10 protein-coding genes and 2 rRNA genes are annotated in these 11,984 nt (G+C 39.1%); 4 read left to right on the plus strand and 8 right to left on the minus strand.

Translation table 11 applies throughout. The features are described 5' to 3' along the window. Positions 1-32 precede the first annotated feature (32 nt). Positions 33-923 (plus strand): LysR family transcriptional regulator, encoded by an 891-nt coding sequence (locus tag NQ782_RS07310; RefSeq protein WP_031961563.1) that lies wholly within the window; start codon positions 33-35, stop codon positions 921-923. An 8-nt stretch (positions 924-931) separates the two neighbouring features. On the opposite strand, the gene NQ782_RS07315 is transcribed toward NQ782_RS07310, so the two are convergent. From NQ782_RS07315 to ilvD, 3 genes are all read right to left on the minus strand, one after another. Beyond that, the gene (locus NQ782_RS07315; protein ID WP_057093838.1) at positions 932-1,663 is read right to left on the minus strand and encodes a sulfite exporter TauE/SafE family protein; all 732 of its coding nucleotides are present in this window, start codon (positions 1,661-1,663) and stop codon (positions 932-934) included. A 78-nt stretch (positions 1,664-1,741) separates the two neighbouring features. Continuing rightward, positions 1,742-3,031: a hypothetical protein gene (locus NQ782_RS07320; protein ID WP_000055250.1), complete on the minus strand. Its 1,290-nt coding sequence runs from the start codon at positions 3,029-3,031 to the stop codon at positions 1,742-1,744. A 313-nt stretch (positions 3,032-3,344) separates the two neighbouring features. After that, the gene (ilvD, locus tag NQ782_RS07325; protein WP_057093837.1) at positions 3,345-5,174 is read right to left on the minus strand and encodes a dihydroxy-acid dehydratase; all 1,830 of its coding nucleotides are present in this window, start codon (positions 5,172-5,174) and stop codon (positions 3,345-3,347) included. Positions 5,175-5,522: 348 nt separating this feature from the next. On the opposite strand from ilvD, the gene fmt reads away from it, so the two are divergent. Together fmt and rsmB are read left to right on the plus strand one after the other, a co-directional pair. Then, the gene (fmt, locus tag NQ782_RS07330; protein WP_000691198.1) at positions 5,523-6,485 is read left to right on the plus strand and encodes a methionyl-tRNA formyltransferase; all 963 of its coding nucleotides are present in this window, start codon (positions 5,523-5,525) and stop codon (positions 6,483-6,485) included. Beyond that, positions 6,482-7,786 (plus strand): 16S rRNA (cytosine(967)-C(5))-methyltransferase RsmB, encoded by a 1,305-nt coding sequence (gene rsmB / locus NQ782_RS07335; RefSeq protein WP_057093434.1) that lies wholly within the window; start codon positions 6,482-6,484, stop codon positions 7,784-7,786. The genes fmt and rsmB overlap by 4 nt, the downstream gene beginning before the upstream one ends. A gap of 42 nt (positions 7,787-7,828) precedes the next feature. Here rsmB and NQ782_RS07340 read toward each other — a convergent pair whose 3' ends face one another. Both NQ782_RS07340 and NQ782_RS07345 read right to left on the minus strand, forming a co-directional pair. Next, positions 7,829-7,972, minus strand: coding sequence for a methionine/alanine import family NSS transporter small subunit (locus NQ782_RS07340; protein ID WP_001097630.1), 144 nt, complete (start codon positions 7,970-7,972; stop codon positions 7,829-7,831). A gap of 12 nt (positions 7,973-7,984) precedes the next feature. Further along, entirely contained in the window at positions 7,985-9,463 is a 1,479-nt protein-coding gene (locus NQ782_RS07345; RefSeq protein ID WP_000132725.1) for a sodium-dependent transporter, read from the minus strand. A gap of 629 nt (positions 9,464-10,092) precedes the next feature. On the opposite strand from NQ782_RS07345, the gene NQ782_RS07350 reads away from it, so the two are divergent. Then, complete coding sequence (locus NQ782_RS07350; protein ID WP_000698062.1) at positions 10,093-10,785, plus strand: TIGR04219 family outer membrane beta-barrel protein; 693 nt, start codon at positions 10,093-10,095, stop codon at positions 10,783-10,785. Positions 10,786-10,842: 57 nt separating this feature from the next. On the opposite strand, the gene NQ782_RS07355 is transcribed toward NQ782_RS07350, so the two are convergent. The 3 genes from NQ782_RS07355 to NQ782_RS07365 form a co-directional block, all read right to left on the minus strand. Then, the gene (locus tag NQ782_RS07355) at positions 10,843-11,442 is read right to left on the minus strand and encodes a glutathione S-transferase family protein (protein ID WP_000587886.1); all 600 of its coding nucleotides are present in this window, start codon (positions 11,440-11,442) and stop codon (positions 10,843-10,845) included. Between the two features lie 138 nt (positions 11,443-11,580). Further along, positions 11,581-11,695: ribosomal RNA gene (gene rrf / locus NQ782_RS07360) — 5S ribosomal RNA — on the minus strand. Positions 11,696-11,880: 185 nt separating this feature from the next. After that, positions 11,881-11,984, minus strand: a 23S ribosomal RNA gene (locus NQ782_RS07365); the annotation flags it as partial.

Below are 11,984 nucleotides of genomic sequence, written 5' to 3' on the forward strand. Positions count from 1 at the left end.
GATGAATTTTTGCATTTCAATACGTTCCTATCATGCGTTTTGATTTTTTTGATTTACAGCTGGTTCTTCATATTGTCTCGACTGGTAGCCTCACCAAAGGCGCTGACCGCTCTGCGATTTCACTTCAGGCGGCGAGTGAACGTATAAAAAAACTTGAACAGTATTTTGAGACCCCCTTATTTATTCGACAAACCACAGGCGTAGAACTCACTACTGCTGGACATGCATTTGTAGAACATGCTCGTCAGCTTTTAGCTCAAAAAGATCAACTCGAACAAGAAATGCAGCGGTTCAGACAGCCGACAACAGAAGCATTAACACTTTGGTGTAACTCATCCGCTCAAAGTGAATATCTACCTACGTTATTACCGCAATATCTAGTGCTTCATCCCGAAATGAATATCGATTTGCATGAAGCAGAGAGTTCAGAAATTGTAGATGCATTAACCCAAGGGATTGCAAGTCTTGGCCTAGTCTCGAGTTTTTTCAATACCCGACATTTACAAACTAAAGAGTTTGCAAGCGACCCATTAGTTCTTATTTGCCCTGTGACACATGAGCTAGCCCGCTGCAAAGAGCTAAATTTAGTAGATGCTTTAAGCTATGGTTTTATTGGACTCAAATCGCATCACTCTTTACAACAGTCCATTGAAACCCAAGCCAAATTATTAGGTTTTAACATCCAGTATCGGTTGCGCTTACCTAACTTTGGCGCAATTGCCGAGGTAGTCGCCAAAGGTGTGGGAATTGCGATTATGCCTGCCCGTGCCGCACAGCGCCTACAATCGGACTATGATTTTCATTCAATTCAACTGCTAGGCGCATGGGCAAACCGTAAACTACTTTTGGCCACACAAAGTTTCAATCAGTTGCCTAGTAGTTACCAACAGTTTGCAGACTTTTTATTGCAGCATCGTCCTTAAAAATTAACTTAATGTAAAATCATATAAATTCCTAATGACATCAAGCCTATAAAAAAGATACGGCGAAATATCTGCTCATTCAGTCGATAGCGGATTTTTTTACCGATCCACATTCCAATGAGCGCAGCTAACAACGCAGCGAAAGATAAACGATAGTCCAGTGTTATCCCTGACATCGGGTTATGGTGTAAAAACACAGCAAGGCAAATGGTAGAGACCGTAAAGGTTAATCCTAAAGCCTGTACCAACTCATCACGTTTTAAATGCAAAGACTGTAAATACGGCACAATAGGAATAATAATGACGCCTGTTGCTACAGTCACTGCCCCGCCGATATATCCAATAATGGGTGATAACCAACGCTCATGCTTTCCTAAATGCGGAAGTTTCTTTACGCATAGACCATAAAGCCCATATAAGGCCAACATGCAGCCTAATAAAATTTCACTACTTTGACCATGACTTTGACTTAAGGTAGGTAGAAAACTCCATATTGAGCCCACCACAATACCTGCGAGCAACGTCCAGAAACGGCGAATAAAAGCCCAGACATGTCCTTCAGCAAAAAGCTGCCAGACGTTGGTGACCATTGAAGGAACAATTAAAAGAGATGCAGCCTGAAAAGGGCTCATTGCGATGGTGAGTAAGCCCATTGATACCGCAGGCAAGCCTAAGCCGATCATGCCTTTAATCATGCCCGCAAAGGCAAACACCATCATAATAATTGCTAGAAATGTCACTGTTTATCTCCGATTCCCTACAAGGTTATGCTACGGAAAAAACAGGCTTTGCCCTATTCTTGTTTTTAGGAGTAGGCCTCAATTAGAAGTTGAGGCCGTTTTGTATTTTTCTTCTAAAACATTGCTAAAAATACTTTCAATCATCCAAACCCGATACAGGCTATTAAATACATAGCTTTGCCCATCGATACGTAACTCTAAAACCGGCAAATCAGGTTGATGCTTGTCTTGGCAAAGTGCATCATTTTGCGCTAAAACCGACTGTATATCCTGTTCAGTTAACTGCTCAATACCCAGTTGCTGCTGTAACTGTTGGAAATGCTTCTGGAAAGATAGATCTTTTCCTTTCGTCCAAACAGCCTGCAAAATAGTGAAAATTGTATCAAGTTGCTGATTTTCCGGCACACTATAGAAAAGCTTTGCCATCCCAAGCGTACTTTCTTCTGTAGGTCGGCAAAAAGGTGTAAAAGCAACCTCGGTACGTTTAGACACACGTGTTGCCAAGCTCCAGTCAAACCAGTCTCGGCCCCGATAACTCAAAGGATAAACTTTTAGCTGAATATCATAATAGTCTGCGAGCTCTTCTTTAATATAGGCAAGCAACAACCAGCTCATCGGGTCTTCTAAAGCGATAAATACATCAAGTTCAGGATGCAAAGCCTGAATTTCATTTAACGCCTCAGCATCATTAATCAAATGTTCACGCCATTCGATATGATTAATTAAAAATATCGGATTACCTGTCAGTAACTTTTGTTGTTTTAAACGACGGGTTAAACGTAATAAATCATCTACTGCATGATATTTACGCCCACCAAACTCAAAGTATGCCGCTCGAACAGGTTCATCGGTAAAAATACGTTCTGGAAAATGCTGAGGAACCTGATGCTTGACTGCCATGGCATGTAGAGTACGCAATTTTCCATATTGCTGTTGCCAAAGCATGTGAAAGATATCTTCAAGTAAATGTAAGAAGTTCTGACCTTGTAGGGGGGTTCTTTTTAATATGACAGCGGCTTGTTTTAAAGATTCTGGACTTGGGATTTCTGGAAACTCATCAAAAGCAAACCGGTGCTGATTTGCTAAAATTTTGGCATCATTTAAACAATAATGCTGCCACTCCTCATGCGTCATGCTATTTGGAGGTTCAGAAGCCGTATGGGAAATAATAATTTTTAAAGGTTTAAGTTCATCACTTAAAATTTCATCTAGCTGAGACAATTGCTGAACAGCCAGATAGCTATACACATCATCAAGTCGTAAATAAATACTTAAACCATTTTCCGTGGGTAACACCGCTTGACGAGAAGGCTTTTGGTAAAACCAGCTCGATCGGATAGGGTCAAACCAACGGCGTAGCAGTGACATGAGTAGTGCCTCTAAAAATAAATCCTAAGCGAGATCAAAAGTTATTTTGATCATAGTGCAAGGTGAAACAGTAGTCGAGATGGAAAAATGACTACCTGAGTTCGCGCAGAAAATATGTCATGTTATTTCGCGAGTTTCTGCGTAGGTGAAGATTTTATCACCATTTTATGGCAAACCCATAGAATGATCTGAAACCACCTTTTTCTACAAGCGGATTTTTTTTACCAGACATAAAAAATGCACCCTTAACATGATAACAATTCATCGTGTTAATGGGTGCATGTTTCCTACTCAATTATTAAAATTGAATATTTTATAGAACGCGTACAGCTCCTTTTGCTGCACTTGTGGTATGCATTGCATAAACTTTTAACGCTTTTGATACCTTACGTTTACGTTCTTCTTTCGGATGCCAGCCTTTCGCTTCTTGAACTGTACGACGGTGCGCCATAGTCGCATCATCAATATTCAAGTGAATGGTACGATTTGGAATATCAATTTCGATGGTATCGCCATCTTCAACCAAACCAATCGCACCACCTTCAGCGGCTTCTGGCGAAACGTGACCAATTGAAAGACCTGATGAACCACCAGAGAAACGACCATCTGTAACCAACGCACAGTCTTTTCCTAAACCTTTAGATTTAAGATAGCTGGTTGGGTAAAGCATTTCTTGCATGCCCGGACCACCACGTGGACCTTCGTAGCGAATAACAACAACATCGCCAGCTTTAATCTCATTGCCTAAAATTGCTTCTACAGCTGCATCTTGGCTCTCAAAAACGCGTGCTGTACCAGTGAATTTTAAAATAGATTCATCTACACCCGCAGTTTTTACGATACAACCATCAAGTGCGATGTTGCCGTATAAAACAGCTAAACCACCATCTTTAGAGAATGCATGTTCTGCATTACGAATTACGCCCTTTTCACGGTCGCCATCTAAAGTTGAGTAGTAACGGTTTTGTGAGAATGCAACTTGAGTTGGAACACCACCCGGAGATGAGCGATAGAACTCATATACATCTGGATCTTCAGTACGGATAATATCCCACTTATCTAACGCATCTTTTAATGTTTTCTCATGTACTGTCGGTACAGATACATCAAGTAGATTCGCACGATCAAGCTCGCCTAAAATGGCCATGATACCGCCTGCACGATGTACATCTTCCATATGTACATCTTGTTTTGCTGGTGCTACTTTTGAAAGCACTGGTACTCGACGTGACAATTCATCAATATCGTCCATCGTAAAATCAACTTCAGCTTCATTTGCCGCAGCTAACAAGTGGAGAACTGTATTGGTTGAACCACCCATTGCAATATCAAGTGTCATCGCATTTTTAAAAGCAGCTTTAGTGGCAATTGAACGAGGCAAAATACTTGCATCATTTTGCTCATAGTAGCGTTTGGCCAATTCAACAATAAGCTGACCTGCTTTTAAGAATAATTTTTTACGGTTTGCATGCGTTGCAACGATAGAACCATTGCCCGGTAACGATAAACCTAGCGCTTCTGTTAAACAGTTCATTGAGTTCGCAGTAAACATACCTGAACACGAACCACAAGTTGGGCATGCTGAACGTTCAAATTCTGCAACTTCTTCGTCTGTGTAGCTGTCATCAGCTGCAACAACCATAGCATCTACAAGGTCAATTGCTTTTTCATCACCACGGAATTTAACCTTACCTGCTTCCATTGGTCCGCCAGACACAAACACCACAGGAATATTTAGACGCATCGCAGCCATCAACATTCCCGGAGTAATTTTGTCACAGTTCGAAATACACACCATCGCATCGGCGCAATGTGCATTCACCATATATTCAACTGAGTCCGCAATTAAATCACGTGATGGCAATGAATAAAGCATGCCATCATGCCCCATTGCGATACCGTCATCCACCGCGATTGTATTGAACTCTTTAGCAACACCACCTGCTGCCTGAATTTCTGCCGCGACAAGCTGTCCTAAATCTTTCAGATGGACGTGGCCCGGAACAAATTGGGTAAATGAATTGACCACTGCAATAATCGGTTTGCCGAAATCTTCATCTTTCATTCCTGTTGCACGCCATAAGCCACGTGCGCCAGCCATATTTCTTCCGTGTGTCGATGTTTTTGAACGATAGTCAGGCATTTGTGTTTCCAACAAGTTGTGCTTGAGTGAAATGACTTCCACTCTGGCTGAATGATACTGATATAGCGTTAGATCAGTCGGAATATTGACTCATCATCATAATTTGATCATTCTCCATTCTATAGAAGCAAATAATATTGGGAAAGCCAAGAACGATAATACTCAGTCAATATTTAGCAAAACTTACATGAATAATTTTTTATTTTTTTATAACCTTTTTTTATCAATAAAAGTTTTTGAATAATTTTTTGTTCACTATTTATGGCTTTAGCTCTCCTTTGTACCTCGATTTAGGGCTTCAATCGTTTTTCACGTATACTAGCGTTAAACTTTTTTTGGATTGCATTTGTGAAAATTATTTTTGCTGGCACCCCCGAATTTGCTGCAACAGCATTGGCGGCTCTACTAAAAACTTCCCATGAAATTATCGCGGTTTATACTCAACCAGACCGTAAAGCAGGTCGTGGACAAAAACTAACACCGTCTCCTGTAAAACAGCTTGCGCTGGAACATAATATTCCTGTTTATCAACCGCTTCACTTCAAAGCTTCAACTGAAGAAGGCTTGGCAGCTCAACAAGAACTTGCTGCTTTAGGCGCTGATGTCATGGTAGTTGCAGCATATGGCTTAATTCTTCCACAAGCTGTGCTCGATACACCTAAATATGGCTGTTTAAATATTCACGGCTCATTATTACCACGCTGGCGCGGTGCAGCACCGATTCAGCGTGCAATTGCAACAGGTGACGATGAAACTGGTATCACCATCATGCAAATGGCGGCGGGTTTAGATACAGGCGATATGATGTATAAAACCTATTGCCCAATCACTTCCGAAGATACATCAGCGACGTTGCATGACAAACTTGCAGCTCAAGGTGCAACAGCAATTTGTGCGGTACTTGAGTCAGAAGAAACTCTGCAAAAATATTTAGCAGAACGCGAAGTTCAAGACGAAAGCTTAACAGTCTATGCGCATAAACTCGTGAAATCAGAAGCTCGTATTGATTGGTCTATGAATGCAGTTCAAGTTGACCGCAATATCCGGGCATTCAACCCATGGCCTGTTGCCTTTATTCAACTTGATGAAAATAATGCGCTGCGTGTTTGGAATTCAACAATTTCTAATCAAAACAAAGCAGATGCTCAAGCTGGTGAAATTATTGCAATCGATAAACAGGGTGTACATGTCGCTTGCGGTGAAAATACATTTATTTGTTTAACGAGTGTGCAGTGGCCGGGTGGTAAAGCATTAAATGCTCAACAAATTGCACAAACTCAAAAACTTCACGTAGGACAGATTCTGCCATGAGTCAGGTTACTTCAAATTCATCACGTTTTAACCTGCGCGCTCAAGTCGTCCAGACCTTGCTAAAAGTTCAGCAAGGTCAATCGCTCGCTAGTATTTTAAATACACAGCTGAATCAAGTAGCAGAGCGTAATCGTGCATTATTTCATGAACTTGTTTTAGGTACATTGCGCCAATGGTTCGCACTTAAGTCAATTAGCCTGCCTTTACTCAGCAAACCTTTAAACAATGAGACAGTAGAAACCTGCCTATACGTTGGCCTTTACCAAGTTTTATGCACGCGTATTGCAGCGCACGCTGCCATCTCGGAAACAGTCGATGCGACTAAACAACTTGGTTTCCCTGCACTCAGTGGTATTGTTAATGCAATTTTGCGTCGAGCAACTCGTGAAACTGATGACTTTCAGCAAGGTTTACAGCAAGCACATGGCTTACCAAGTTGGCTTTTTAAACGGTTAAAAAAGGATTGGGAAGAACAAACAGAAGCTCTCTGCCAATCGTTAAAGCAAGCCGCACCTTTAACTTTACGGGTGAACCAGCGTCATATTGGTCGAGATGCTTATTTAGCAAAACTACAAAGTTTAGACATTCAGGCACGTGCGTGTTTGTTTTCCGAAGCTGGTATTGTCCTTGAGCAATCTGTACAAATCACTCAGTTACCGGGTTTTGAACAAGGCTGGTTCTCTGTACAAGATGAACATGCACAGCTATGTGCCACCTTGTTGCCTGATTTAAACAATAAAACGGTTATTGATGCTTGTGCTGCCCCAGGGGGTAAAACGGCTCATTTGCTTGAAAAGTTTAAACCAGCACAGCTCATCGCCATTGATCAGGACCCAAGCCGTTTAGTCCGCGTGACTGAAAACTTAAATCGCTTAGCACTCGATCAAAGCCACACGGAAATTTTGGCAGCCGATGCAACCAAGTGGAATCCTGTTCAACCTGTAGATTGTATCGTACTTGATGCTCCTTGTTCTGCGACAGGTGTGATTCGACGTCATCCTGACATACGCCTATTGCGCCAATCTAGTGACATAGCCCAAACCATTGAGCTACAAAAGCAGATCTTAGAGCACATGTGGCAGCAACTCAAAGTTGGCGGTACATTGCTTTATATCACCTGCTCAATTTTAAAATCTGAAAACGAACAGCAGATGATTAACTTCTTCACAGAACATCCTGATGCAAAAGAAGTGAAAATCGAGGCAGATTGGGGAATTGAACAAGTTCATGGCAGACAACTGTTGCCAGAAGCACAATCTGGTGATGGATTTTATTATTGTAAAATTCAAAAGATTACATAAAAAAAGCAGGCGTTATGCCTGCTTTTTTACTAGATCAGAATATCAAAGCGTATGCTGATCTTTTACTTCTTCTAAAACTTCATCTAACTCTTCAGGATGCTTTGTTAAATGTAAGATGGATAGTGCTAATCCACCCCATACAAATACCATCGAAATTATTAACATCACGATTGCCGAAGTATTCATTATTTTATCCTCCTAGCGATCTTTCATTTTACTTAACACGATAGCAACGACTGCACAGAAAATCACACTGCCCCAGCCAAAGACACCTTGTAAGCTCATACTATAAGTATCATAGCCATTTTTGATCAAATTAAAAACAGTCATACAGAGTGTTGTTAATAAGATTAAAGAGGTAATGACTGTTAAAGTGAAGTCCCAGCCTTTACCCAATTGAATGGTTGAGATACGGTTTACATGGTCGCGAAGCTCTTTAAGTGCTGAACGTTTAAACCAAGCTACGCTAATAATTGATAATAAAGCCCCACCAATAATCCCAATGTTATTAATAAAGTGATCAACAATATCAACGAGCTTAATTGCGTTTACACTTGAGAATAAAATAATTGAAACCAGTGCACTACCACCACCAATAATCGTTACCGCTTTCTTACGTCCCCACTTTAACTTATCTTGCATTGCTGCAATAGGCACTTCCAAAATACTGACCATTGAAGAAATACCAGCAACAAATAATGAAGAGAAGAACAAAAGACCGAATAGATCAGCACCAGAACCTAAACTTGAAATAATTTTAGGGAAAGCAATAAATGCGAGTCCGATACCGCCACTCACAACATCCTTAACTTCAGTACCTGCGGCATGTGCCATAAAGCCAAGCGCTGCGAAGATACCAATACCCGCTAAAATCTCTGTTGATGCATTTGCAAAACCAACGATTAAACCAGAACCAGTTAAATTCGTTTTTGGTTTTAAATAGGATGCATAGGTGACCATGATCCCGAAACCAACTGAGAGTGAAAAGAAAGTATGGCCATAGGCAGCTAACCAAACTTTATAATCCATCATTGCAGACCAGTTCGGTGTAAAGAATGCATTTAAACCTTGTACCGCACCTGGTAAACGTAATGATTGAATAACTAAAATAGTGAAGAGAATGAATAATAAAGGCATGAAAATCTTATTTGATAATTCCACACCTTTTTTCACACCACCATAAAGAATGATGAGAGTAAGTGCCCAAATCCCAACAATCGGCCAGAATAAATGACCTACAAACTGTAGATCAAAGCCGGTTGCTTTTGTGGTCTGCAAATAGGTATTAAAGAAAAAACCTTCCGGATCACTTCCCCACATTTGGCCAATAGAGAAGTAAACATAGCTACCAGCCCATGTAAGTACACTTGCATAGTACAAACCAATGATGATACAGACACAAACCTGCCACCACCCTAATGTTTCACCACCTTTAAATAAGGCACGATATGCCTTAGGAGGTGAACCAGTACTACGATGGCCTACCGCATAATCTAAAAATAATAACGGTAAACCAGCAGTAATGAGTGCTAATAGATAGGGAATAAGAAACGCACCACCGCCATTTTCATACGCAACGTATGGAAAGCGCCAAATATTACCTAAGCCTACAGCCGAACCAACGGCTGCAATAATAAAACCAGATCGTGACGTCCAGTTTTCACGAGTATCTGTCATAGAACACCTAATGTTAAAAGATTACTTATTTTTACTGCTATTGTTGATTGTTATTCCGCATGCAAAAAAAGAACCAAAAAATACTTTTGTGTTTGTAGAAAATAAAATGCACCTTTTGAGTATTTTTATTCCCTTAACAAACAAGCAAAAATAGAAAATTCTTCCTTAAAGATTTTTGTCCATTTTTTGCCCCTATATAGCTGAACAATACCTGTTTTTATTTCTTTTTACTGTAATTTCCGTCTGAAAATTTACGTTTTTTTAGAGATTCTTATCTAGATTGGTTATTTTTTAGCTAATATTCCTGTTTTAAAGCATATTATTACCTTCTTACATTCAATGATATTTTCTACCATTAAAATTTCATTCCCATCCATAAAGTAGATATATCAACTAATTTATAGATGAGTAAAATATCAAAGTATTATCGATCCCTTACACAAAATTTATACTAAAACCTCCAAAACTCAACTCACTATAAGTTATTAATTTTTATATTAAAATTAATTAAATAAAAGAATATTAAAAATTGAAGATATAGAAGCTTTATATTCACCATTTTTCATCAATGCATAACTGCAAAGATATCTATATCATGCGTTCAAAGATTTTCTTTTTTAGGATTGATGATGAAAATATTAAAACTGTCTTTTTTAGCACTCGGGATGGGTCTTAGCGGATTCGCACAAGCAGATTTTATAGGCGTAAAAGGAGACGTTGGCTACTGGTTTTATGACGGCAAAGCTAATATGTCTTCACAATCTCCTGAAGATCAAGATCTAGACCGAAAAGGTAGTGCTCAACTTTCATTAGCTTTTGAGCACCCAATCCCATTTATTCCAAATGCAAAAATTCGTTATGTTAATTTAGATACTCAAACTAAATCAGAAACTTTGGGTCAAGCTAACTATAACGTTGATTTAGATCATAGTGATTTTATTCTCTACTATGAGTTACTAGATAATATTGTCAGTGTAGATGCAGGTCTTGGTGCAACTGTACTAAATGGAGATATTACTGCCTATACCGGTAAACGTGTAGATATTGATAAGACATATCCGATTGCTTATTTATCAGGTGAAGTAAAACTTCCATTTACAGGGTTAAGCGCTAAAGGTGAAGCAACATATACAAACTTTGATGATGCAAAAATTACAGATGCGTTAGTAGAAGCAAAGTATAAGTTTGCCGATAATTTATTAATCGATTTAGGCTTAACAGCTGGTTATCGTATCCTCAATATCGATTTAGATGATTACGATAACAATGACCTTAAATTTGAATTTAAAGGGCCTTATGTGGGCTTAGAAGCACATTTCTAAATTAAAATAGAATTTTGATCTTCCCCATATAAAAAAGAACTCTATAAGAGTTCTTTTTTATTCAACCATACTCACATATTTTGGACATTTTTGAATTCGTTGACACCATTCTTGAATATTTGGGTATAACTTTAAATCGAAGCCGCCTTCCTCAGCTACATGCGTGTATGCATATAAAGCAATATCAGCAATTGTAAATTTATTTCCAACAAGATAGTCGTGCTCTACTAAAGCTTTATTCATAATAGATAACGCTTTATGGCCTTTTGGTTGTAATTTATGATATTCCTCTATTCTTTCTAGCGGTAAACCTAGATATTTATTAATAAAACGAGCAACTGCAATAAATGGTTCATGGCTATATTGTTCAAAGAACATCCATTGGTACATTTTTGCCTTCATATAAGGATCTGCAGGAATCAATTCCGTTCCCTCAGCCAAGTAGCCTAGAATAGCGTTAGACTCACTTAGAACCCGTCCATCATCTAAAACTAAGACAGGTATTTTCCCATTAGGATTTAAAGATAGAAACTCTGCTGTTTGAGTATCTTTATTTAAAATATCAACATGAATCCATCTATGATTTATATTTAATAGGGATAATAACAGTTTGATTTTATAACAATTACCTGAATCTACATCACCATAGATTATCATAGGTACTTACCCCGTTATTCTGCATATTTAAATATGTAATTTTCTTATTGTTTATAACACAACACTTCCATAATATTTTGATTTCCCATATAAAAAAACACCCCAACCTCTTTTGAGATTGGGGTGTTTAGAATAATGAGCTGGCGATGACTTACTCTCACATGGGTAATCCCACACTACCATCAGCGCTAAGAGGTTTCACTTCTGAGTTCGGGAAGGGATCAGGTGGTTCACTCTTGCTATGGTCGCCAGCACAACTGTTTATGGATACTTGCTTAGGTCTTATTTGATGCCGAAGCGTTTTCCAAATCTGTAACAGACTGGGCTGAATTGAATCTTACTTTATCTGTTCATTTTAGCTAGAGGTATAACTAAATCAAGTTGTCTTGCATATTTAAGAATCGATTGATGCTTCATATACAACTGCTTGGGTGTTGTATAGTCAAGCCTCACGAGCAATTAGTATTGGTCAGCTTCACATATCACTATGCTTCCACATCCAACCTATCAACGTCCTAGTCTCGAACGGCTCTTTAGAGGAC

It is taken from the genome of Acinetobacter sp. BD54 (assembly GCF_044778325.1).
In the GTDB taxonomy this organism is placed as follows: domain Bacteria; phylum Pseudomonadota; class Gammaproteobacteria; order Pseudomonadales; family Moraxellaceae; genus Acinetobacter; species Acinetobacter baumannii.

Bases quoted from the DNA above. Each gene is read 5' to 3' on its own strand.
- rsmB (WP_057093434.1), top strand. From the start codon at position 6,482: ATGAGTCAGGTTACTTCAAATTCATCACGTTTTAACCTGCGCGCTCAA.
- ilvD (WP_057093837.1), bottom strand. From the start codon at position 5,174: ATGCCTGACTATCGTTCAAAAACATCGACACACGGAAGAAATATGGCT.
- NQ782_RS07320 (WP_000055250.1), bottom strand. From the start codon at position 3,031: ATGTCACTGCTACGCCGTTGGTTTGACCCTATCCGATCGAGCTGGTTT.
- NQ782_RS07355 (WP_000587886.1), bottom strand. From the start codon at position 11,442: ATGATAATCTATGGTGATGTAGATTCAGGTAATTGTTATAAAATCAAA.
- NQ782_RS07350 (WP_000698062.1), top strand. From the start codon at position 10,093: ATGAAAATATTAAAACTGTCTTTTTTAGCACTCGGGATGGGTCTTAGC.
- NQ782_RS07310 (WP_031961563.1), top strand. From the start codon at position 33: ATGCGTTTTGATTTTTTTGATTTACAGCTGGTTCTTCATATTGTCTCG.
- NQ782_RS07345 (WP_000132725.1), bottom strand. From the start codon at position 9,463: ATGACAGATACTCGTGAAAACTGGACGTCACGATCTGGTTTTATTATT.
- NQ782_RS07340 (WP_001097630.1), bottom strand. From the start codon at position 7,972: ATGAATACTTCGGCAATCGTGATGTTAATAATTTCGATGGTATTTGTA.